Genomic DNA, 22,392 nt, shown 5'->3' with positions numbered 1-22,392 from the left:
ACAGCAAGCAGAGGTCACCGGTGGAGCAACAAACCTGGCAGGTATTGATCGTCGAGGATGACCAGCGACTGGCCGAGCTCACCCGCGATTACCTGCAAGCCAATGGCCTGCGCGTGGAGATCGAAGGCAACGGTGCGCTGGCGGCGGCGCGGATCATCAAGGAGCAGCCGGATCTGGTGATCCTCGATCTGATGCTGCCCGGCGAAGATGGCCTGAGCATCTGCCGCAAGGTGCGCAGCCAGTACGACGGGCCGATCCTGATGCTCACCGCGCGCACCGATGACGCTGATCAGATCCACGGCCTCGACCTCGGTGCCGACGACTATGTGTGCAAACCGGTGCGCCCGCGCTTGTTGCTGGCGCGCATCCAGGCGTTGCTGCGACGCAGTGACACACCGGAGCCGGTCGCGGAAAAATCCCGGCGGTTGCAATTCGGTCCACTGGTGGTCGACAACGCATTGCGCGAAGCCTGGCTGAGCGACAACGGCATCGAGCTGACCAGCGCCGAGTTCGACCTGCTCTGGCTGCTGGTGTCCAATGCCGGGCGGATTCTTTCCCGGGAAGAAATCTTCACTGCATTACGCGGCATCGGCTATGACGGCCAGGACCGCTCGATCGACGTGCGCATCTCGCGCATCCGCCCGAAAATCGGCGACGACCCCGATCATCCGCGCCTGATCAAGACCATTCGCAGCAAAGGCTACCTGTTCGTCCCTGAGGCCTGCGCAGACCTGGCGCTGTGAATTCGATCTTCCTGCGCATCTACGGCGGCATGTGCGCCGCGCTGATTCTGGTGGCGGTGCTCGGCGTGCTGGCGCTGAACCTGCTCAATCAGGTGCGCAGCGAGCAATATCGCGAACGCCTGGCCCACGGCACCTTCTCGCTGATGGCCGACAACCTGCAACCGATGAACCAGACCGAACGCCATCGCGCGCTGCTGGTGTGGGAGCGGCTGCTCGGTATACCGCTGACGCTGAAGAAATTCTCTGAAACCGACCTTGATCTGGCCCAGCGCACCCGTGTCCTGCGCGGTCAGGCGCTGGTCGAGCAAACCGGGCCACATGCCGCCAAGGTCTATCGGCTGATCAGCGAAAAAGAGCAGCTTGTACTGGTAGGAGAGGTGCAGCAGATCAGCGAGCAACTGGCTCGGGCGACTATTTACCTGCTGGCCGATGAACTGGTGCGGGTGCCGGTGGGTGAGCAGCCCAAACGTCTGGCGCAGATAAAACAGGAAAAGGGTTTTGGCTTCGATCTGCGACTGGTCACGGTAAATGACGCCGACATGGACGAAGACCAGAGCCGCCGCGTGGCCGAGGGCGATACGGTGATGGCGCTGGGCAAGGGCGGCGATTCGATCCGCGTGTTCGCCGGCATGGTTGGTACGCCGTGGGTGCTGGAAATCGGCCCGCTGTACCAGATGAATCCGTACCCGCCGGAATGGCTGGTATTGATTGCCGCGCTCGGTCTGACGCTGATCGGTCTCATCGTTTATCTGCTGGTGCGTCAGCTTGAGCGACGTTTGCGCGGCCTCGAAGCAGCGGCCACGCGCATTGCCAAGGGCAGCCTGGAAACCCGTGTGCCGGCGCGCGGCGCTGACTCTGTCGGGCGGCTTGCGTCGGCGTTCAATGGCATGGCTGAGCACTTGCAACAGTTGCTGGCGATCCAGCGTGAACTGGTGCGCGCGGTGTCTCATGAACTGCGTACCCCAGTGGCACGGTTGCGTTTCGGGCTGGAAATGATCGGCACGGCCACCACCCCGCAGGCACTGGAGAAATACCGTGAAGGCATGGATCACGACATCGAGGACCTCGACAAGCTGGTCGACGAAATGCTCACCTACGCACGACTGGAGCAAGGCTCGCCGGCGCTGACTTTCCAGCGAATCGATCTGGATGCGCTGGTCAATCAGGTGATCGCAGAATTGGCGCCGCTGCGCGCCGAGGTCACGGTGCAGCGCGGTTTGTGTCTTTCATCTGCCGACAATGACGGCGCCTGGGTCGAGGCCGAACCGCGTTATCTGCACCGAGCGCTGCAGAATCTGGTGGGCAACGCGATGCGCCATGCGCATTCGCAGGTGACGGTGAGTTATCAGGTCGGCCAGTTGCGCTGCCGGATCGACGTCGAGGACGACGGGCCGGGCGTGCCGGAAGTGGCTTGGGAGCGGATCTTCACGCCGTTTCTGCGCCTCGACGATAGCCGCACGCGCGCCTCGGGCGGGCATGGTCTGGGGTTGTCGATTGTGCGGCGGATCATTCACTGGCACGACGGCCGCGCGATCATTGGCAAGAGCAAGAGCCTGGGTGGGGCGTGTTTCAGTCTGAGTTGGCCGAGGAATCAGGAGCGCCGCTGAGATTCGGTATACCGCCTTCGCGAGCAGGCTCGCTCCCACATTTGAAATGCAATCCCCTGTGGGAGCGAGCCTGCTCGCGAAGGCGCCATAACAGACAATGCAAATCCTCAGGCTTGAATACTGACCAGGCTCAACAACTGCCCATCCTGCACTCCGAACTGCGCTTCCAGCTCCGATCCGTTGCGCCATTCGCTGGACAGATCCGTCAACAACCGCAGCCTGACCTGTCCCGCCTCAGTCCATTCCAGCACTTCGGCATGCTCGAAATAAAAGCGCTGCTGCACGATCGGGTACAGCGCCTTGAACAAACTCTCTTTCACCGAAAACGTCAGGGTCACCCGCAGCGCCAGTTGCTCCTGAGAACCCGCCGCCATGCGTTGCAGTTCCGCTGGCGTGAGGATTTCCCCGGCCAAGCGTTCGGCGCGCTCATGGCTCAACAGGTTTTCCAGATCCATGCCCAAGCCGCGCCAGTGCTGCTTGTTGGCAACAATCGCCGCCGCACGGCCGGTGCTGTGAGTGATCGAACCGCAGATATGCGCCGGCCACACCGGGGCGCGGTCTTCGCCGATCGGCGGGACGATATACAGGCCTTCGAGTTGTTGCAGCGCGGCCCGGGCGCAGATGCGTCCAGCGAGAAACTCGGCCTGGCGCTTGGCCACCGAGCGCTGAATGCTCGGCGGCGCCAGCACAGCGCTGCGCTGGAAGTCATCGCCAAGCAGGCGTGCCGGGTCGAAGTGAGTACTGAGCAGCACGGTATCGGCCAATACCGTCGGCAACGGCCAGTGGCTGTCGAGCGCAGTGCAGCAGGCGGGCAGGGCGGGGGTGAAGTTCATGGCGGGCATTTTGCCGGTTAGTCGGGGCGAGGTCGAGATCGGCGGTGAAGCCTTCGCGAGCAGGCTCGCTCCCACAAGGGATCTTCTGGGCGACAGATATCCGGTGTGGGAGCGAGCCTGCTCGCGAAAGCCGCGCCTCGGTCGTTACTGACTCAACCGAAAATCTTCTTGAAGAACGCCTGCATATCCGCCCACGACTTCTCATCCGCCGCCTTGTTGTAACCAATGTCCGGCCCGCCATGCTCGCCATGGCTCAAACGATCGGCATCCGGATTGCTGAAACCATGCTTGGCGCCATCCAGACTGACGAACTTGTAGTCCGCCCCGGCCTTGTCCATTTCTGCCTTGAACGCGGTGACATTGTCCTGAGTGACCATGCTGTCCAGCGCCCCATGCTCGACGAGGATTTTCGCCTTCACACTGCCCGGAGTCGCCGGGGTCTTGGTCGCCAGCGCGCCATGGAAACTCACCACACCGGCCAGCGGCACACCCTGACGCGCCGCATTCAGCACCACGGCGCCACCGAAGCAATAGCCGACGGCGGCGATTTTGTTCGGGTCGGTCTGCTTTTGCTTCTTCAACAGATCGAGCCCGGCGGCGAACCGTTTACTGGCGGCATCGGCATCCTTGGTCGCTGCCTGCATGAAGGCCATGGCGTCTTTCGGGTGCTCGGTGTTCTTGCCTTCGCCATACATGTCGATGGCCAGCGCGCTGTAGCCGAGTTCGGCGAGATCCCGCGCGCGGCGCTTGGCGTAATCGTTCAGCCCCCACCATTCGTGGACCACGACAACGCCGGGGCGTGGGCCTTTGATCGCGTCGTCATAGGCGTAGTAGCCGATCAGTTGGCTGCCGTCGGCGCTTTGGTAGGGGATTTCTTCAGTCTTGATCGCAGCCTGGGTAAGGCTGCTGACTGCCAGCAAAGTGAGGGCGAGGAACAGGCGCATGGTCGGGTGTCCTTATTGAAAGTGGTCAGAACAGCCTAGTCGATCTGGTTCAGGTCAGGTTCAGAGACGGTTCAGGGGCCGTACAGGGGCGGCTCAGTAACCTTGCGCCATACCCAAACAGCACTGTGAAAGAGGAAATACCCATGACTCGTTTAAACAAATTGCTGCTGGCTTTTACCCTGTTAGGCTCCAGCATCGCGGCGAATGCCGACGACACCAGCAACTTCGCCGGCCTGACATTCGGCCAGACCAGCGACAAGATCGACAAGTCCCACGCGCTCAACAACAACCTCGGCAACCCCAACGTCACTGGGGCCATCGACGGCAACAACACCTACGGCATGCGCCTCGGTCAGCAAAACAGCCAGGGCCGCTACTACGCCACCTATGACAACGTTTCCGGCTCGCACAATGGCGTTAAACTGCGCCAGGAAAATCTGCTCGGCAGCTATGACCTGTTCTATCCAGTAGGCGGCAGCACCAAATTGTTCGGTGGCGCCACGGCCGGTCTGACCAAACTGACGCAGGATTCGCCCGGCTTCAGCCGTGACAGCGACATCGGTTACGCCATCGGTGGCCAAGTCGGTGTGTTGCAGCAAGTTTCGCAGAACACCTCGGTGGAACTCGGTTACCGTTACCTTCGCAGCAACGCCAGCACCGAAATGAAAGAAAGCGGCGGCAGCAAACAGGGCTCGCTGGACTTGACCGGCAGCGCGCAGACCTACCTGTCGGCCAACTACTATTTCTAAGCGGTTGTCGCAGTTTGAAGTGTGGGAGCGAGCCTGCTCGCGAAAGGGGTGTATCGGCCGACACTTGCTTGGCTGATCCACCGTATTCGCGAGCAGGCTCGCTCCCACAGGTAGTTGCCTGGAGAGTTCAAGTGATAGGGAGAAAGGCATGAAACTGTTGGTCGTCGAAGACGAGGCGCTGTTGCGTCATCACCTGCAAACCCGTCTGACGGAGAGCGGTCATGTGGTCGAGTCCGTGGCCAATGCCGAGGAGGCGCTGTACCAGACCGGCCAGTACAACTTCGATCTGGCGGTGATTGATCTCGGCCTGCCGGGCATGGGCGGCCTCGACCTGATCCGCCAGTTGCGCTCGGGCGGCAAGACCTTCCCGATCCTGATCCTCACCGCGCGCGGCAACTGGCAGGACAAGGTCGAAGGGCTCGCCGCCGGTGCCGACGATTACGTGGTCAAGCCGTTCCAGTTCGAAGAACTCGATGCGCGCCTGAACGCATTGCTGCGGCGCTCCAGCGGCTTCACCCAGTCGACCATCGTCGCCGGGCCGTTGCTGCTCGACCTCAATCGCAAACAGGCCAGCCTCGATGAACAACCGCTGGCGCTGACCGCTTACGAATACCGCATCCTCGAATACCTCATGCGCCACCATCAGCAGGTGGTGCCCAAGGATCGCTTGATGGAGCAGCTCTATCCGGACGATGACGAGCGCGATCCGAATGTCATCGAAGTGCTGGTCGGCCGTCTGCGCCGCAAGCTCGAAGGCCCGGCCGGGTTCAAGCCGATCGACACCGTGCGCGGCCTCGGCTACCTGTTCAATGAGCGCTGCACTTGATCCGTTCCCTTCGCGTACGCTTGATGCTCGCCGCCACCACGTTGGCGGTGTTGTTCATGCTTGCCTTGCTGCCGGCGATGCAGGGTGCCTTCAGCCTTGCCTTGCAGGACTCGATCGAGCAACGTCTGGCCTCCGATGTCACCACATTGATCTCCGCCGCCCGGGTGGAAAACGGTCGGCTGGTGATGCCGTCGCAATTGCCGGACGAACGCTTCAACCTCACCGACTTCCGTTTGCTCGGCTATATCTACGACCGCGACGGCAAACTGGTGTGGCGCTCGAAAGCCACCCAGGAAGAGCAGATCAACTACAAACCGCGCTACGACGGTCTCGGCAATGAGTTCGCGCGGATTCGTGAAGCCAGCGGTCAGGAGTTCTTCGTCTACGACGTCGAAGTCAAATTGCTCGGCGGCAAAAGCGCGGCATTCAGCATCGTCGCTCTGCAACCGGTGCGTGAATACGAAACCACCCTCGAAGGCCTGCGGGAAAATCTCTATCTGGGCTTCGGTGCGGCGTTGCTGGTATTGCTGGCGCTGCTATGGATCGGCCTGACCTGGGGCCTCAAGGCCTTGCGCCGTTTGAGCCAGGAACTCGACGAAATCGAAGGCGGCACCCGCGAAAGCCTGACGGAAAAACACCCGCGTGAACTGCTGCGCCTGACCGGCTCGCTCAACCGCTTGCTGCTCAGCGAACGCCAGCAACGCAGCCGCTACCGCGACTCCCTCGACGACCTCGCCCACAGCCTGAAAACCCCGTTGGCGGTGCTGCAAGGCGTCAGCGAAGACATGGCCCAGCGCCCCGAAGACCGCGACCAGGCCTGGGTTCTGCAAAGTCAGATCGAACGCATGAGCCAGCAGATCAGCTACCAACTGCAACGGGCCAGCCTGCGCAAAAGCGGCCTGGTGCGCCATCAGGTGCGCCTGCAACCGGTGCTCAAAAGCCTTTGCGACACGCTGGACAAGGTCTACCGCGACAAACACGTACGCGTCACCTTTGATCTGCCGGAGCACTGCTACGTGCCGATCGAGCAGGGCGCCTTGCTGGAAATGCTCGGCAACCTGCTGGAAAACGCCTATCGCCTGTGCCTCGGCGCAGTGCGGGTCAGCGTGCGCGAGTCCTTGGCCGGGATCGAATTGTGCGTCGAGGACGATGGGCCGGGTGTGCCACTCGATCAGCGCGCGCGGATTCTCGAACGCGGCGAACGCCTGGATGCCCAGCATCCGGGGCAGGGCATCGGGCTGGCGGTGGTCAAGGACATCATCGAAAGCTACAACGCCCGTTTGGCCTTGGGTGATTCACCGATGGGCGGGGCGGCGTTCAGGATTGATTTTCCTGCGGTGTGATTGCGAGCTGCCCTCACCCTAACCCTCTCCCAGAGGTAGAGGGGACTGACCGAAGTGTCTTTGGAAAATTATCGACCTGAGCGGTTTGCAGCGAATATGGATTCAATAGAGAGCTTGCAGGTCGGCGTATTTCTCAAGCATCCCCCAATCAGTCCCCTCTCCCTCCGGGAGAGGGTTAGGGTGAGGGGCTTTTGATTTAGCGCCTCATTGCTCCTGCGCCCGATAAGCCCCCGGTGTCAGCCCCGTCCATTTCTTGAACGCCCGATGAAACGCCGAAGGCTCAGAGAACCCGAGCTGCTCGGCAATCTGTTGCAACGACAGCTCCGCCCGACCCAGATGGTAGATGGCGATATCCCGCCGCAGCTGATCCTTGAGTTCCTGAAAACTGCTGCCTTCCTCGCGCAAATGCCGGCGCAAGGTTTGCGGGCTGATATGCAGATGCGCGGCGACGGCTTCCAGATCCGGCCAACTCGCAGCGTCGCGACTGAGCAAGCGGCGCAGACGGCTGCTCAGGCTGTCGCCGTCGTCCGGGCGTGAGAGCAGGTCGGCGGGGGAGCGTTCGAGAAAATGCTTGAGCGTGCGTTCGTCCTGCAACAGCGGCATGGCCAGATAGCGACTGTGAAACAGCAGGCTGCTTTGCTCGGCATCAAAGGTCAGCGGGCAGGGGAACAGCAGGTCATATTCGCTGCCGTGCTCGGGGCGCGGATAGCTGAAGGTTGCCTGCTCCAGGCGTATCCGCTGGCCGATCAGCCAACTGCCGAGGCGGTGCCAGATCACCAACAAACTCTCGCTGAGAAAATGATCCGGGTCCCACCACTGCGCGTCGTCCAGACTCAAACGCACCCATTCGTCTTCGCGACGCAGGGTCAGGCGTGGAGCGTCGGGGAACAGGCTGTAAAACAACAAGCCACGTTGCAGAGCTTTCTCCAGGTTACGGCAGTGAATCGAGGCGTGGCACATCATGGCGAAGCTGCCGGGCTTGCTCGGGGCGTTACCGAAACCCAGGTATTCGTCGTCCAGCGCCAGCCACAGCCCTTGAATCAGCCGGGTGAACTGCTCAGGGGCAATCCGCGCGCGGGGCTCGTCGAGCAACTCCGGGCTGATCCCCAGTTGCTGTAACAGGCCTGAATAATCCAGGCCGCGCCGGCGCGCACCGCCAAGGGCGGCACGGGCGAAATGGCTGGCGATGGTGCGTTCGCGCATAAGCGGCAATCCTTGTTCAGGCACCGATCGTAATGGCGGGCCGGCAACGCCACAAGGCGGATTTCCGCCAAATTGCAGGACGCTGAACGCTCAGTTGGCGGAAATCCGCCATGCCTCAAGTCGCTGATTGGTGACAGGGAACTCCCGCAGGCCCTGATATCAAAAGGCTTGCTGCCATTTGCACCAATCTGGCACGACGTTTGCGATACAAGCCACAGAAGCGTGCACTTCTTCCGCCCGGGAGGATGCCGTTCCAACAACAAATCCCTCCAGTGCAGGAGGGTTCGCAATTAAGGTTCGGCGCTCGACAGATGGATGTTGCCGCTGGACGCTTGAGGAAACCTGCAATGACGACTCGTCAGCCACTGTACAAATCCCTGTATTTCCAGGTGATCGTTGCCATCGCCATCGGCATCCTGCTCGGTCACTTCTATCCGCAGACCGGTGTGGCCCTCAAGCCACTGGGTGACGGCTTCATCAAGCTGATCAAAATGGTCATCGCCCCGATCATCTTCTGTACTGTTGTCAGCGGCATCGCCGGCATGCAGAACATGAAGTCGGTAGGCAAGACCGGCGGCTACGCGCTGCTGTACTTCGAAATCGTTTCGACCATTGCCCTGCTGATCGGTCTGGTCGTGGTCAACGTTGTGCAACCGGGCGCCGGCATGCACATCGACGTCACCACCCTGGACGCCTCGAAAATCGCCACCTACGTGACGGCCAGTAAAGACCAGAGCATTGTCGGTTTCCTCCTCAATGTGATCCCGAACACCATCGTCGGCGCGTTCGCCACCGGTGACATCCTGCAAGTGCTGATGTTCTCGGTGATCTTCGGCTACGCCCTGCATCGCCTCGGCTCGTACGGCCGTCCGCTGCTGGACATGATCGATCGCTTCGCCCACGTGATGTTCAACATCATCAACATGATCATGAAACTGGCGCCACTGGGTGCGTTCGGTGCCATGGCGTTCACCATCGGTGCCTACGGTGTCGGGTCGCTGGTGCAACTGGGCCAGTTGATGATCTGCTTCTACATCACCTGCGTCCTGTTCGTCGTGCTGGTGCTGGGTGCGATCTGCCGGGCTCACGGTTTCAGCGTGTTCAAACTGGTGCGCTACATCCGTGAAGAGCTGTTGATCGTACTGGGTACGTCCTCGTCGGAATCGGCACTGCCACGCATGCTGATCAAGATGGAGCGTCTGGGCGCGAAGAAATCCGTCGTGGGTCTGGTGATCCCGACCGGTTACTCGTTCAACCTCGACGGTACTTCGATCTACCTGACCATGGCCGCCGTGTTCATCGCTCAGGCGACTGATACGCACATGGACATCACCCACCAGATCACTCTGCTGCTGGTGCTGCTGCTGTCCTCCAAAGGCGCGGCAGGTGTGACCGGTTCGGGCTTCATCGTTCTGGCCGCGACGCTGTCGGCCGTAGGTCACCTGCCGGTTGCCGGTCTGGCGCTGATCCTCGGTATCGACCGTTTCATGTCTGAAGCCCGCGCGCTGACCAATCTGGTCGGTAACGCTGTAGCGACCATCGTCGTGGCCAAGTGGGTCAAGGAGCTGGACACCGATCAACTGCAGACCGAGCTGGCTTCCGGCGGTCGCGGTATCTCCGATGAGCGTGAAGAAGACGACCTGGGTGTGGCTGAAGGCCCAACCCCGAGCAATGTGAAGTAAGCATCGCTTGCACAGAAAAACCCGCTTCGGCGGGTTTTTTCTTGCCCGGAATTTGAGCGCAACGGTCACACCTGCTGACATTTGCGGTGATTGCCGCATCGCCGATGGCTGCCTAGGCTGAGTACATCGCCCAAGGAGTTCGCCCATGTCTGCACCGCTGGCCTCACTGAAGATTCTCGATTTCTCGACCTTGCTGCCGGGGCCGTTCGCCTCGCTGCTGCTGGCGGACATGGGCGCCGAGGTGCTGCGCATCGAATCGCCGACGCGAATGGATCTGCTGCGGGTGCTGCCGCCGCATGATGGCGGGGTCTCAGCCAGCCACGCTTATCTGAACCGCAACAAGCGCAGTCTGGCGCTGGACCTGAAACAGCCCGAAGCGCTGCAGATCATCAAGCAACTGCTGGGCGAGTACGACATCGTCCTCGAGCAGTTTCGCCCCGGGGTGATGGAGCGTCTGGGCCTGGGTTATGAAGCGTTGAAAGCGATCAATCCAAAGCTGATTTATGTGTCGATCAGCGGTTACGGCCAGACCGGGCCGTACAAGGAGCGCGCCGGGCATGACATCAACTATCTGGCGCTGGCCGGGCTGGCTAGCTACACCGGTCGCGCCGACAGCGGGCCGTTGCCGCTGGGCATGCAGGTGGCAGACGTGGCGGGCGGCTCGCTACACGGCGTGATCGGCTTGCTGGCAGCGGTGATTGCCCGTCAGCAAACCGGGCAGGGCACCCATCTGGATGTGAGCATGACCGACTGCGCGTTCAGCCTGAACGCCATGGCCGGCGCTGGCTATCTGGCCTGCGGCGCGGAACCGGGCCGCGAAGATCAGATGCTCAATGGCGGCAGCTTTTACGATTATTACCGCACCCGGGATGGGCGCTGGATGTCGGTGGGCAGTCTGGAGCCGGCCTTCATGCAGCAATTGTGCACGGCGCTGGGCCGGCCGGAGCTGGCGGCGCAAGGGTTGTCGCCCAGGCCCGAGCAACAACAAGCCTTGAAAGAGGCGTTGCGCATCGAATTCGAGCGGCACGATTTTGCAGAACTGTGTGAATTGTTCGCCGGGGTCGATGCCTGTGTCGAGCCGGCACTGAGTCTGGGCGAGGCGTTGCGCCATCCGCAGTTGCAGGCGCGGGAGCTGGTGACTCAGGTGCCGCGCGGCGATGGCACGACGCAGGCGCAGATGGCGTGTCCGTTGAAATTTTCTGAGGCGTTGCCGGAGCCAAGGCATGTTGGCGCGGGGTTGGGGCAGCATACGGACGAGGTGTTGGGGGAGTTAGGGTTGAGTGCTGAGCGGATCGCCGAGTTGCGTTCGGCCAGGGTGATTCTGTAGCGCTCATGCCGCCGCCTTCGCGAGCAGGCTCGCTCCCACATTGAAATGCATTCCCCTGTGGGAGCGAGCCTGCTCGCGAAGGGGCCCGCCGATACTCTACAAAACTGTCATTCCACCCGCATTTCACCACTGAACACCAGCGTACTGCGGCAGCGCCGGCACAGATACCGCCGCCCTTGCCGCACCAGGCCATGACGCTGGGCGGTAAACGGGAAATCACTGTCGGGGCACGGGCATTTGTAGATATAGCGGGTCACGCTGCGCCGCTTGATTTCATAGGTGTGGCAGCGATCCGGCGGCAGTTCGTAGACGCCGCGCATGATCAGTTGCCACTCCTCGCCATGGGGCTGGATGCGGTCGCCGAACAGTTGATGAGCGATCAGGTGGGCGACTTCGTGGGCCACGGTCTGCTTGAGGAAGTGTTCGGTGTTTTCCCGGTACAGCTGCGGGTTGAAGCGCAGCAGGTTCTCGTGCAGATGCGCGACACCGGCTTTCTGCCCGCGCAGCTTGAGACTGACCACGGGGCGTTTGAAGGAGCGTTTGAAAAAGGATTCAGCGAGTTGGTAACAATCTTCGACGCGGGTATTGAGTTGCTCGGGCATGCTTGATGGATCTCCAGAGACGCCGAGTATGCCGCAACCCCGGCGACTTGCGAATCGCCGACCTGCCGAATGGTCGTCGCTCCAACGAGAAGGCCGCCTTGCGGCGGCCTGTATTGGCAGATGTTGTTTTTCTCAGGGAGGAAACAGGTCAGTTGGTATAGACCGGCCCGACACCCAGGCCCCAGACAATCACGGTGAACGCCATGATCGCCACCAGCACCACCAGCCCAACCGCGAGCACCGAGCTGGAAAACAGAAAGCCTTCATCCGAAGGGATGTTCATGAACGTCGGCAAGCCGACATACAAAAGATAGACCGTGTAGCAGATGGCCGCCGTACCGACGATCATCCCCAGCCACATGTGCGGATACAGCGCCGCCAAGCCGCCGACGAACAACGGTGTCGCCGTGTAAGTGGCGAATGCCACGCAACGGGCCAGGCTTGGATTGGCGTCATAGGTGCGCGCCATCCAGTGCACGAAGGCGCCCATCACCGCGACCCCGCCGAGCATCGCCAGGTACGACATGATGGTCATCCACAGAGCGCTTTCAAACGTGAGCATTACCGGCGCGCGGTTGCCGATCACCCAGCCGACCTGGGTCGTGCCGATGAACGCCGAGACAGCGGGGATCGCCGCCAGAATCAGCGTATGCGTCAGGTACATGTGGCTGATGCTTTCCTCTTGGTCGCCACGGATCTCCTTCCATTCCTGATCGGGGTGGGTAAACAGTCCCACTACGTGATGGATCATGCCATTCACTCCTCTTGTCATTGCCATCGCCCCCCAACGGAGCGCCTACGGGCCAAGATGGCCGAGCAAATACAGGTCTTCAGATGTGTGCGACCTTATGTCGCAGTATAGAAAGGACTCCAACGCACCGGTATGCCGGGCTTAGAGCAAATCGCGCTGTAAACGGGATGGATAATCGCCTCGGGGTCTTGCGCGGGAAGGCATTTTTGGGGTTGAAACACTTTTTGTGGCGAGGGGATTTATCCCCGTTCGGCTGCGCAGCAGTCGCCAGCCCATTCAGCGCGCAGTGTCAGGCATTACGAGTTCCCAGGTTTTGGGGCTGCTTCGCAACCCAGCGGGGATAATTCCCCTCGCCACAGATGCTTCGCGCTACCAGGGTTTTTGCGTAAAATGCCGGCCTTTCGTCACACCTCACGGATTTCGCGTCATGGGCACTCTTACGGTCAACCAGAACAAACTGCAAAAGCGCCTGCGCCGCCTGGCCGGCGAAGCGGTCGCCGATTTCAACATGATCGAAGATGGCGACAAGGTCATGGTCTGCCTGTCCGGGGGCAAGGACAGCTACACCATGCTCGACGTGCTGATGCACCTGCAGAAGGTTGCACCGATCAAGTTCGACATCGTCGCGGTGAACATGGACCAGAAACAGCCGGGCTTTCCCGAGCACGTGCTGCCGGCCTACCTGAAAGAACTGGGCATCGAGTACCACATCGTCGAGAAGGACACTTACTCGGTGGTCAAGGAACTGGTGCCGGAAGGCAAGACCACCTGCTCGCTGTGCTCGCGTTTGCGTCGCGGCACCCTGTACACCTTTGCTGACGAAATCGGCGCGACGAAAATGGCCCTCGGTCATCACCGCGACGACATCGTCGAAACGTTCTTCCTCAACATGTTCTTCAACGGCACCCTCAAAGCGATGCCGCCGAAGCTGCGCGCCGACGATGGCCGCAACGTGGTGATTCGCCCGCTGGCTTACTGCAACGAGAAGGACATTCAGGCCTACTCGGACTTGAAGCAATTCCCGATCATCCCGTGCAACCTTTGCGGCTCGCAGGAAAACCTGCAGCGCCAGGTGGTCAAGGAAATGCTTCAGGACTGGGATCGCAAGACCCCGGGCCGTACCGAATCGATTTTCCGCAGCCTGCAGAACGTGGTGCCGTCGCAACTGGCCGACCGCAACCTGTTCGACTTCACCAGCCTGAAGATCGACGAAACCGCGGCTTCGCGTTTCGTCAATGTCGTCAATCTGTAAACACCTTCAAATGTGGGAGCGAGCCTGCTCGCGAAAGCGGTGTGTCATTCAACTGATTGGTTGACTGAGACTCCCTCTTCGCGAGCAGGCTCGCTCCCACATTGGTTTCTTCGCTTCATTCAATAGGAGAGGGCATGCGCGATTACAAGTGGCTGCACGAATACTGTCTGAACCGTTTCGGTTCGGCGGCTGAACTGGAAGCCCATCTGCCCGTTCCCAAGACCCCCGCACAACTGCGCAAGATCCGCGACGACCGCTACCTCTCGACCATGGCCCTGCGGGTTTTTCGCGCCGGGCTCAAGCACAGCCTGGTCGACGCCAAGTGGCCGGCGTTCGAAGAAGTGTTCTTCAAGTTCGATCCGGAAAAAGTCGTGCTGATGAGCGCCGAGCACCTTGAGCGGCTGATGCAGGATGCGCGGATCATCCGCCATCTGGGCAAGCTGAAAAGTGTGCCGCGCAATGCGCAGTTCATTCTCGATGTGGAAAAGGACAAGGGCAGCTTCGGCGCATTGATCGCCGACTGGCCGGTGACCGATATCGTCGGCCTGTGGACGTACCTGAAAAAGCACGGCCACCAACTTGGCGGGCTGTCGGCGCCACGCTTTTTGCGCATGGTCGGCAAGGACACGTTCGTGCCGAGCTACGACGTGGTCGCGGCGCTTAATGCGCAGAAGATCGTCGACAAAGTGCCGACCAGCCAGCGCGATCTGGCGACGGTGCAGAACGCGTTCAACCAGTGGCATGAGCAGAGTGGCGGACGGCCGATGAGCCAGATTTCGATGATGCTCGCCTATACCGTCAACCATTAAAACCGCGTCGCTGCATTCGCGAGCAGGCTCGCTCCCACCTCTGGAATGCATTCCCTGTGGGAGCGAGCCTGCTCGCGAAAGCGGTTGGTCAGGCGACGCTGATCTCGCCTTCGCCAGCCAATTTGCGATTCAACTGATAGCGCCAGCGCACATACAGCAGCGCCGAGCAGAACACCGCCAGGCTCGCGGCCATTTCCAGCAGGCCGAACAGCTGCCGGTTGGGGTCGTACGCCGCCAGAGCGCCTTTGATGAAGTACAGGTTCACCACAAAACACATCCACGAATGGCCACGGGCGCTGCCCATGATCATCGCCGGGGCGAGGACCAGCCACGGGATCAGTTCGACCAGCAGAATCACCCAAGGCCGCGCGCCATGCAGATCGGCGAACAGCAGGTAATAAACAGCGAGCAGACCGGCGAGGGCGAAAAAGCTCAGCAGGCTGAGCACGCGCATCGCCTTCACCCGTGGCTCTAGCCACTCTATCGAGGGCAGGACTTTCGGCTTCTTCGCCATCAGCCCACCAGCTTCTGTGCGGTTTTCGCCAGGCGCAGACCAAGTGCGCGACACAGCGCCACTTCGTGCTGATCAAGACCGTTCTTGCCGTCGGCACCGGCGTGATGGCTGGCCCCGTAAGGCGTGCCGCCACCTTCGGTTTCGAGCAGGGCCGATTCGCTGTAGGGCAGGCCGGTGATCAACATGCCGTGATGCAACAGCGGCAACATCATCGACAGCAGCGTGGTTTCCTGACCGCCGTGCAGGCTGGCGGTGGAGGTGAACACGCCGGCCGGTTTGCCGACCAGCGCGCCGGTCAGCCAGAGGTTGCTGGTGCCGTCGAGGAAGTACTTGAGCGGCGCGGCCATGTTGCCGAAACGCGTCGGACTGCCCAAGGCGAGGCCGGCGCAGTTCTTCAGATCATCGAGGCTGGCGTAGAGCGCGCCTTCAGCGGGAATCTCCGCCGCTACCGCTTCGCATTCGGTGGAAATCGCCGGCACTGTGCGCAGACGCGCTTCCATTCCGGCCTGCTCGATGCCACGGGCGATTTGCCGGGCCATCTCGTTGGTCGAACCGTTGCGGCTGTAATAGAGAACCAGAATGTACGGCGTGCTCATGGCAACAACTCCAGCACGTTTTCCGGTGGGCGACCGATGACGGCTTTGTCGCCTGCTTCAAGAATCGGCCGCTCCATGAGTTTCGGGTGCGTGGCGATGGCGTCGATCAGCTGCTGCTCGCTGAGGCTGGCGTCGGCCAGGTTCAGGGTTTTGTATTCGTCTTCACCGCTGCGCAGCAGCTGTCGCGCGCTGATCCCGAGCTTGCCGAGCAGGGCCTTGATCTGCGCGGCGCTGAGCGGCGTTTCCAGGTAGCGCACGACATTCGGATGCAAGCCGCGGGCTTCGAGCAGTTCCAGCGCGCCGCGGGATTTCGAGCAGCGCGGATTGTGATAAAGCGTCAGATCGGTCATGGCGGGTCGCTTCTGGCGTAAAGTGGCGGCTATTCTAACTGTGCGGCGCGCAATCCAGAACCGTCAGAGGCGATGGGTCGCAGGCGCTTTCGAATTTTCACAAGGAACACGACATGACACGGCGATTGGCAGCGGCATTGACGATTCTCGGGGCGTTGATGCTGGGGGGCTGCGGTAATGATTACGGCATCGACCAGAACGGCCAGAAGGTAGCGTCCGAACGTCTGGACAAGCAGTGGGTGGTGCTCAATTACTGGGCCGAATGGTGTGGCCCATGCCGCACGGAAATTCCCGAGCTGAATCATTTGGCTGATGAGCTCAAGAGCAAGAACGTCGGGGTGTTCGGGGTCAATTTCGACAACGTGCAGGGCGCGGAATTGAAAGAGGCGAGTGAAAAGCTCGGCATCAAATTCACCGTGCTGGCGCAGGATCCGGCCGAGCTGTTCGACCTGCCGCGCAGTGAGGCGCTGCCGGTGACGTTCATCATTGATGACAAGGGCAAGGTGCGTGAGCAGTTGCTGGGTGAGCAGACGGCGGCGGGGGTAATGGCGAAGCTGGAGGCGTTGCAGGCTACGAAGTAAACCGCCAGAAGCCCCTCACCCCAGCCCTCTCCCGGGGGGAGAGGGGGCCGACCGAGGTGTCTTTCGTCGTACATCGACCTGAGACACCGAGTTGATTATGGTCCCGTCAGACAGGATCCAGTCGATTATGGATTCGGCGAAGAATTACCACGTCGACATAACTCTTCAATATCCCCCAATCAGTCCCCTCTCCCTCTGGGAGAGGGCTAGGGTGAGGGCCTTGGCGATCCAGGGCGGATCAACCCTCTTCCAGCCACCAGCGCAACGGTTTGCCTTGAGCCGGCCAGAAGCGTATCTGCTCGATTGGCGAAATGTCCCAGCGCTCGACTTTTTCCAGCGCCTGCAAGAAGCGTTGTTCCTGCTCCATCAGCGCCGGGGCGCAGAGCTTGCGGGTCTTGCCGATCTTGCCGAAGCTCAGCTTGTCGCCGTCCTGCGTGTACGGCGCGAACCAATGATTACAGCCGCCGTTGCCGTAGGCGCGGCCGTCATCGCCGAGGGTCACGGTCAAATGGCTGTAATCCATCAGTGGCCGCTCGCCGATCCATTCCAGAATGTAGCTGCGGTTGTGCTGCAGTTGTACCGGCTCTGCGGCGCAACCAGCCAGGCCGACACCGATCAGTGCGGTCAGGGCGAGGCGTTTCATCATGCAGGCTCCTGGCATTTCGGGCACAGGTGCTTGTCGCCAGCGGTTTTCCAGCCGAGCTCGGCGATGCGCGCAGTGGCGGCGGGTTTCTCGGCGGTTTTGCCGAGTTTGGCATCCACGGCGAATTCGAAACTCAGCTCTTTCGCGCAGCTGTCGCAGTTGACCTGCCAGGTGTGAATGGCCAGTTCGCCAAACACCGGGCCTGTGGTCATTGCGGTCCATTGGCCTGGCGGATTGATCAAGTGGCGGACCGTGTCGACGGTCAGGCGCATGGACAAATCCTTGCTGCCTTTGAGGGTGACCAACAGGGCATCGCCGATGCGGATCGAGCCACCGTTACCGGTCACCTGATAGCGGCCCGGAACGAGGGCGCGGCATTCGGTGAGGGTGTGTTGCGGGTTCATCAGGGTGTAGCGGAAATCGTGTTCGACCATGGGTCCTCCAAATATGCGCGACATGCTAGCACGGGCTCGATTGCAGAATGATGCACGCGTGCGACCTTCGATCCGGTTCAAATGCGCCGACAGTCATGGCACACTGCCGGCCCCCGAATCTGAAGGAACGGAACATGGCGCTGATCGAATGTTATGAATGCAAGCGGAGCATCAGTTCCGAAGCGCTGGTGTGCATTCACTGCGGCGCGCCGATGGCCGAACATGTCGCCATGCAGGCGCAATCGACGGCGGCACCGGTGCAAGCCGCGACGATTTCCTTCGGCAGCCTGCCACGCAACAACGCAGTGCCCGAGGCGGTTGTGCCGCCAGTGTCCGAGCCTTTACCCAAAGTGATGCCGGCAGCGGCGGGGCGTCGCCGTCGTCAGCAGGCTGCGGAACAGGCGCGCCAGGAACAACAACCGCTCAACGCCGATGGCAGTCGCCCGGTGGAGGGCTGGCTGAAAATCATGGTGTTTCTGTTGCCAGCGTTTTTCGTCTGGTTCCTGCTGCGCAACGGCCATTCGAGCAAGCAGCGCCTGCTCGGTTTTGGCTGGCTGGGCTTGCTGATCCTGGCGTCTTCGCTGTCCAAGTAAAACGGTTCAACCCTCGACCTGGTTCTGCGGCGCACCTGCCGCCCAGGTCGCGATGTTGTGCAGGGTGGTCGCGGCAATCGCGCCCAGTGCTTCGCGGGTCAGAAACGCCTGATGCGCGGTGATGATCACGTTGGGAAACGTCAGCAGACGCGCCAGCACATCGTCCTGCAACGGCAGGTCGGAGCGATCCTCGAAAAACAGCTGCGCCTCTTCCTCGTAAACATCCAGCCCCAGATACCCGAGTTGACCGTCCTTGAGCGCGTCGATCAGCGCCGGCGTGTCCACCAGCCCGCCACGCCCGGTGTTGATCAGCATCGCCCCCGCCTGCATGTGCGCCAGTGAATCGCGATTGATCAGGTGCTTGCTCTGCTCGTTGAGCGGGCAATGCAGGCTGATGATCCGCGACTGCGCGAGCAACTCCGGCAGGCTCAGATAACGTGCGCCCAACGCCAGCACCTCGGGATTGGGATACGGATCGTAGGCCAGCAATTCACAGCCGAAGCCGTGCATGATTTTCGCGAAGGTCGCACCAATCTGCCCAGTGCCGACGATGCCGACGGTTTTGCCGACCAGATCGAAACCGGTCAGGCCATGCAGGCTGAAATCGCCTTCGCGGGTGCGGTTGTAGGCACGGTGCAAGCGACGATTGAGGGCGAGGATCAGCGCCACCGCATGTTCGGCCACGGCATGCGGCGAGTAGGCCGGCACACGCACGACGGCCAGGCCGAGGCGTTTCGCCGCCGGCAGGTCGACATGGTTGTAACCGGCCGAACGCAGGGCAATCAGCCGCGTACCGCCAGCCGCGAGGCGTTCGAGCACCGGGGCGCTGAGGTCGTCATTGATGAACGCGCAGACCACCTCGTGCTGCTCGGCCAGCGCCGCCGTATCGAGGCTCAGTCGCGCAGCTTGAAAATGCAATTCGAGCCCGGCCGGGCAGTCGGCGCCGAGAAAGCTGTCGCGATCGTAGGTCTGACTGCTGAAAAAGATTGTGCGCATGAATCCTCCTGGAACATCGACGCGGGCCGCAATGGCCCGCGACAACTGTAGCGCTTTGCGCGTGCAGCGCCTTGCCGTGGATCAGGCGCTGATGCGCGCCTGCGCCGCGAGTCGATTGATCGAGCGCTCCAGTTCATCCAGCGCGGCGGCGGCTTTCGGATCGTCCTGCTTGAGCAGGGTTTCGCTGCGCTGGCAGGCGGCGCGCAGTTGTGGCACGCCGCAATAACGGGTGGCGCCATGCAAACGGTGCACGCGTTCGAGCAGGGCATTCTGGTCGTGGCTGTCACGGGCGGCGCGAATCGCTTCGCGGTCGGCTTCCAGCGAGGCCAGCAGCATGGCGAGCATGTCTGCCGCCAGATCCGCTTTGCCCGCCGCCAGGCGCAAGCCTTCTTCGTGATCGAGCACCGGCAGTTCCTGCTGACTCGCCGCGCTGTCGCCGTTGCGCTCCGGCGCCTGATTGCGCAGGGCCAGTCCGGTCCACTTCAACACCACCTGCGCCAGTTGCCGCTCGCTGATCGGTTTGGTCAGGTAGTCGTCCATGCCGCTTTGCAGCAGCGCGCGTTTTTCGTTGGCCATGGCGTGGGCAGTGAGGGCGACGATCGGCAGCGGCGTGCAATGCCGCTCGCTTTCCCACTGGCGAATGGTTTCGGTGGTCTGGCGACCGTCCATGCCCGGCATCTGCACGTCCATCAGCACCAGATCGAAAGATTCGCTCTGCACGGCTTTGACGGCCGCGTAACCGCTTTCCACCGCGAGCACTCGAGCGCCCATGTCTTCGAGCAGGGTCTGCACCAGCAACAGATTGGCCGGGTTGTCGTCGACACACAGCACGCGCGGCGCACGGCTGGACAGCGGCTCGCCCGGTTCGCTGCGGGTCTGGCGCGGATTGACCAGATCGGACAACGCCCGGCGCAGCTTGCGCGTACACGCCGGTTTGGCTTGCAGCTGGCTGTGCGGGTTGGGCACCGACAGATGAAACAGCGTCTGTTCGGTGGTCGGGCACAGCACCAGCACTTTGCAGCCCAGATGTTCAAGGTCCCAGATGTGCTGATTCAAACGCTCCGGGAGCATGTCGTTGCTGGTGATGCCGATCACCGCCAGATCGATCGCCTGATCGGTCTGATGCGCGCCGGTAACGCCATTGCTCAGGCTTTCCAGGGTATTGAACGGCGTAACTTGCAGTCCGCAGTCTTCCAACTGATGTTGCAAGGCCTGACGCGCCAGTTCGTGATTTTCCAGCACCGCCACGCGGCGTCCGAGCAATGGCGCGGCGGGCAGGTCTTCGGCGTCGTCGCGAGTCTTGGGCAGGCTCAGGCTGATCCAGAATTCCGAACCTTCGCCCGGGGTGCTGTCGACGCCGATCTCGCCGCCCATCTGTTCGATCAGACGCTTGGAAATCACCAGCCCCAGCCCGGTGCCGCCGGGTTGACGCGACAGCGAATTGTCGGCCTGACTGAAAGCCTGGAACAGCGCGCGGACATCCTGACTCGACAGACCGATGCCGGTGTCCTGAATGCTGATGCGCAGTTGCACGCTGTCTTCGTGTTCGTCTTCGAGCATCGCCCGGGCGACGATGGTGCCTTCGCGGGTGAACTTGATCGCGTTGCTGACCAGATTGGTGAGGATCTGCTTCAGGCGCAGCGGATCGCCGACCAGCGACAGCGGCGTATCGCGATAGACCAGGCTGACCAGCTCGAGCTGCTTGGCATGCGCTGCCGGGGCGAGAATGGTCAGGGTGTCTTGCAGCAGGTCGCGCAGGTTGAACGGAATGTGATCGAGCACCAGTTTGCCGGCCTCGATCTTCGAGAAGTCGAGAATCTCGTTGATGATTCCCAACAGGCTGTCGGCAGACTTTTCGATGGTGCCCAGATAGTCGAGCTGGCGCGGGGTCAGTTCGCTTTTCTGCAACAGGTGAGTGAAACCGAGAATGCCGTTGAGCGGCGTGCGGATCTCGTGGCTCATGTTGGCGAGGAATTCGGATTTGATCCGGCTGGCTTCCAGCGCTTCTTTGCGTGCCAGGTCCAGTTCGATGTTCTGGATCTCGATGGTTTCCAGATTCTGCCGCACGTCTTCGGTGGCCTGATCGACGCTGTGCTGCAATTCTTCGCGAGCATTCTGCAGGGTGCCGGCCATGCGGTTGATGCCCGAGGCCAGTTCGTCCAGCTCCTGGCTGCCGAGGGGCGGCAAGCGGGTTTCCAGATGACCGTCCTTGAGCTGCGCAACTGCTTGTTTGATCTGGCTCAGCGGACGGTTGATGGTGCGGCCCATGCGCAACGCGAGGAGGGCGGCGCCGGCAAGTCCGGCGGCGATCAGCAGCAGGCTGGCGAACAGGCTGCGATAGCCGCGCAGCAACATGCCGTTGTGCGACAGCTCCAGCTCGACCCAGCCGAGCAGCCGTTCGGATTCTTCGGGAATGATTTCACCGGCGAGGTTGCGGTGCTTGCCGAACACCGGCATCAGATAGCGCGTTGCGTCATTGCCGCTGCGTCGTTGCAGCAGCGCGCTGTCGCCGCTCGGGGCCTGATTGAGCATGGTCGGGCCGGCGTGGGCCAGTGGCGAGCGGTCCGCCGCGAGGAAGGTCACCGCGCGCACGTCGGGTTGTTCAAGGGACTGGGTGGCGATGCGTTCAAGTAGATCGGCGTCGCCGTGGCCCATCGCCGGCGCCACCAGTGGCGCCAGTTGCTCGGCGATCATTTCGCCGCGCTGCATCAATTGGCTGTGCAGGTCGGTCTGCTGCGTCCAGGTGAAATAGCCACCCAGCACCAGCGCCATCAGGCTGGTCGGCAACAAGGTCAGCAACAGCACGCGACCTTTGATTCCCAGTTTCTTGAGCACGCCTATCTCCCGCATCCCGCTGATCTGTTGACACATGCGTGCATCCGGCACGCGACATGGGCGCAGTGTAGCGATTTGCAGGCGGGCAATCTTGCGGAAAATGCAGCGCCGCCGACGCACTCGTTCGTCCGACAGGCCAAGCTTGTGTTGCCCGCTGTCGGACAATCTTGAATAATCCG

At 61.5% G+C, this 22,392-nt stretch carries 23 protein-coding genes; 11 read left to right on the top strand and 12 right to left on the bottom strand.

Translation table 11 applies throughout. From position 1 onward, the window contains the following. The first annotated feature begins 20 nt into the window (after nt 1–20). Entirely contained in the window at nt 21–743 is a 723-nt protein-coding gene (locus PSH90_RS19630) for a response regulator (protein ID WP_056788095.1), read from the top strand. Further along, complete coding sequence (locus tag PSH90_RS19625; protein WP_041479566.1) at nt 740–2,350, top strand: ATP-binding protein; 1,611 nt, start codon at nt 740–742, stop codon at nt 2,348–2,350. Before PSH90_RS19630 ends, PSH90_RS19625 begins: the two co-directional genes overlap by 4 nt. Nucleotides 2,351–2,457: 107 nt before the next feature. On the opposite strand, the gene PSH90_RS19620 is transcribed toward PSH90_RS19625, so the two are convergent. Together PSH90_RS19620 and PSH90_RS19615 are read right to left on the bottom strand one after the other, a co-directional pair. Further along, nucleotides 2,458–3,183 carry a 4'-phosphopantetheinyl transferase gene (locus tag PSH90_RS19620; RefSeq protein WP_095181574.1) on the bottom strand — a complete coding sequence of 242 codons (726 nt, stop codon included), beginning with the start codon at nt 3,181–3,183 and terminating at the stop codon, nt 2,458–2,460. A gap of 152 nt (nt 3,184–3,335) precedes the next feature. Further along, entirely contained in the window at nt 3,336–4,127 is a 792-nt protein-coding gene (locus PSH90_RS19615; protein WP_056788101.1) for a dienelactone hydrolase family protein, read from the bottom strand. Between the two features lie 143 nt (nt 4,128–4,270). On the opposite strand from PSH90_RS19615, the gene PSH90_RS19610 reads away from it, so the two are divergent. The 3 genes from PSH90_RS19610 to PSH90_RS19600 all read left to right on the top strand — a co-directional run bounded on the left by PSH90_RS19610 (nt 4,271) and on the right by PSH90_RS19600 (nt 7,045). Continuing rightward, a complete protein-coding gene (locus PSH90_RS19610; RefSeq protein ID WP_305381344.1) occupies nt 4,271–4,876 on the top strand; it encodes a hypothetical protein in 606 nt (201 codons plus the stop codon). Nucleotides 4,877–5,024: 148 nt separating this feature from the next. After that, nucleotides 5,025–5,702: a response regulator transcription factor gene (locus tag PSH90_RS19605; RefSeq protein WP_016773623.1), complete on the top strand. Its 678-nt coding sequence runs from the start codon at nt 5,025–5,027 to the stop codon at nt 5,700–5,702. Continuing rightward, on the top strand, nt 5,699–7,045 hold the full coding sequence (locus PSH90_RS19600) for an ATP-binding protein (RefSeq protein ID WP_305381342.1): 1,347 nt from the start codon (nt 5,699–5,701) through the stop codon (nt 7,043–7,045). Before PSH90_RS19605 ends, PSH90_RS19600 begins: the two co-directional genes overlap by 4 nt. A gap of 204 nt (nt 7,046–7,249) precedes the next feature. Here the strand turns inward: PSH90_RS19600 and PSH90_RS19595 are convergent, their stop codons facing one another. Further along, complete coding sequence (locus PSH90_RS19595; protein WP_305381341.1) at nt 7,250–8,248, bottom strand: AraC family transcriptional regulator; 999 nt, start codon at nt 8,246–8,248, stop codon at nt 7,250–7,252. 347 nt (nt 8,249–8,595) lie between these two features. Between PSH90_RS19595 and PSH90_RS19590 the strand changes: the two genes are divergently transcribed. Both PSH90_RS19590 and PSH90_RS19585 read left to right on the top strand, forming a co-directional pair. After that, nucleotides 8,596–9,930 (top strand): dicarboxylate/amino acid:cation symporter, encoded by a 1,335-nt coding sequence (locus PSH90_RS19590; RefSeq protein ID WP_024013978.1) that lies wholly within the window; start codon nt 8,596–8,598, stop codon nt 9,928–9,930. 145 nt (nt 9,931–10,075) lie between these two features. Continuing rightward, on the top strand, nt 10,076–11,257 hold the full coding sequence (locus PSH90_RS19585) for a CaiB/BaiF CoA-transferase family protein (protein ID WP_305381340.1): 1,182 nt from the start codon (nt 10,076–10,078) through the stop codon (nt 11,255–11,257). A gap of 107 nt (nt 11,258–11,364) precedes the next feature. Here PSH90_RS19585 and PSH90_RS19580 read toward each other — a convergent pair whose 3' ends face one another. Both PSH90_RS19580 and PSH90_RS19575 read right to left on the bottom strand, forming a co-directional pair. After that, complete coding sequence (locus PSH90_RS19580) at nt 11,365–11,859, bottom strand: SprT family zinc-dependent metalloprotease (RefSeq protein WP_024013976.1); 495 nt, start codon at nt 11,857–11,859, stop codon at nt 11,365–11,367. A 148-nt stretch (nt 11,860–12,007) separates the two neighbouring features. Then, nucleotides 12,008–12,610: a Yip1 family protein gene (locus PSH90_RS19575; RefSeq protein WP_016773629.1), complete on the bottom strand. Its 603-nt coding sequence runs from the start codon at nt 12,608–12,610 to the stop codon at nt 12,008–12,010. A gap of 427 nt (nt 12,611–13,037) precedes the next feature. Here PSH90_RS19575 and ttcA point away from each other — a divergent pair, with 427 nt between their 5' ends. Together ttcA and PSH90_RS19565 are read left to right on the top strand one after the other, a co-directional pair. After that, nucleotides 13,038–13,862, top strand: a complete 825-nt coding sequence (gene ttcA / locus PSH90_RS19570; protein ID WP_024013975.1) for a tRNA 2-thiocytidine(32) synthetase TtcA — start codon at nt 13,038–13,040, stop codon at nt 13,860–13,862. A 134-nt stretch (nt 13,863–13,996) separates the two neighbouring features. Further along, entirely contained in the window at nt 13,997–14,671 is a 675-nt protein-coding gene (locus PSH90_RS19565; RefSeq protein WP_016773632.1) for a DNA-3-methyladenine glycosylase I, read from the top strand. A gap of 88 nt (nt 14,672–14,759) precedes the next feature. Here PSH90_RS19565 and PSH90_RS19560 read toward each other — a convergent pair whose 3' ends face one another. From PSH90_RS19560 to arsC, 3 genes are read right to left on the bottom strand one after another with little or no spacing between them, the layout of a single operon-like run. After that, nucleotides 14,760–15,185: a DUF2069 domain-containing protein gene (locus tag PSH90_RS19560; RefSeq protein WP_016773633.1), complete on the bottom strand. Its 426-nt coding sequence runs from the start codon at nt 15,183–15,185 to the stop codon at nt 14,760–14,762. Next, on the bottom strand, nt 15,185–15,781 hold the full coding sequence (gene wrbA, locus PSH90_RS19555) for an NAD(P)H:quinone oxidoreductase (protein ID WP_041479575.1): 597 nt from the start codon (nt 15,779–15,781) through the stop codon (nt 15,185–15,187). The genes PSH90_RS19560 and wrbA overlap by 1 nt, the downstream gene beginning before the upstream one ends. Continuing rightward, nucleotides 15,778–16,131 carry an arsenate reductase (glutaredoxin) gene (arsC, locus tag PSH90_RS19550; protein ID WP_056788121.1) on the bottom strand — a complete coding sequence of 118 codons (354 nt, stop codon included), beginning with the start codon at nt 16,129–16,131 and terminating at the stop codon, nt 15,778–15,780. The genes wrbA and arsC overlap by 4 nt, the downstream gene beginning before the upstream one ends. Nucleotides 16,132–16,244: 113 nt before the next feature. On the opposite strand from arsC, the gene PSH90_RS19545 reads away from it, so the two are divergent. After that, nucleotides 16,245–16,712, top strand: a complete 468-nt coding sequence (locus PSH90_RS19545; RefSeq protein WP_095181582.1) for a TlpA disulfide reductase family protein — start codon at nt 16,245–16,247, stop codon at nt 16,710–16,712. A gap of 238 nt (nt 16,713–16,950) precedes the next feature. On the opposite strand, the gene PSH90_RS19540 is transcribed toward PSH90_RS19545, so the two are convergent. Together PSH90_RS19540 and PSH90_RS19535 are read right to left on the bottom strand one after the other, a co-directional pair. After that, a complete protein-coding gene (locus PSH90_RS19540) occupies nt 16,951–17,355 on the bottom strand; it encodes an META domain-containing protein (RefSeq protein WP_073472192.1) in 405 nt (134 codons plus the stop codon). Continuing rightward, the gene (locus PSH90_RS19535; protein WP_095181583.1) at nt 17,355–17,789 is read right to left on the bottom strand and encodes a hypothetical protein; all 435 of its coding nucleotides are present in this window, start codon (nt 17,787–17,789) and stop codon (nt 17,355–17,357) included. The genes PSH90_RS19540 and PSH90_RS19535 overlap by 1 nt, the downstream gene beginning before the upstream one ends. A 134-nt stretch (nt 17,790–17,923) precedes the next feature. Between PSH90_RS19535 and PSH90_RS19530 the strand changes: the two genes are divergently transcribed. After that, nucleotides 17,924–18,382 (top strand): hypothetical protein, encoded by a 459-nt coding sequence (locus PSH90_RS19530; RefSeq protein WP_305381339.1) that lies wholly within the window; start codon nt 17,924–17,926, stop codon nt 18,380–18,382. A gap of 6 nt (nt 18,383–18,388) precedes the next feature. On the opposite strand, the gene PSH90_RS19525 is transcribed toward PSH90_RS19530, so the two are convergent. Both PSH90_RS19525 and PSH90_RS19520 read right to left on the bottom strand, forming a co-directional pair. Next, nucleotides 18,389–19,378: a 2-hydroxyacid dehydrogenase gene (locus tag PSH90_RS19525; protein WP_150637580.1), complete on the bottom strand. Its 990-nt coding sequence runs from the start codon at nt 19,376–19,378 to the stop codon at nt 18,389–18,391. A gap of 81 nt (nt 19,379–19,459) precedes the next feature. Beyond that, on the bottom strand, nt 19,460–22,213 hold the full coding sequence (locus tag PSH90_RS19520) for a response regulator (RefSeq protein ID WP_122752293.1): 2,754 nt from the start codon (nt 22,211–22,213) through the stop codon (nt 19,460–19,462). Between the last annotated feature and the right edge of the window lie 179 nt (nt 22,214–22,392).

Source organism: Pseudomonas sp. FP1762 (genome assembly GCF_030687105.1).
Taxonomy (GTDB): Bacteria; Pseudomonadota; Gammaproteobacteria; order Pseudomonadales; family Pseudomonadaceae; genus Aquipseudomonas; species Aquipseudomonas siliginis.
This window is presented reverse-complemented; position numbering and strand designations above follow the sequence as displayed.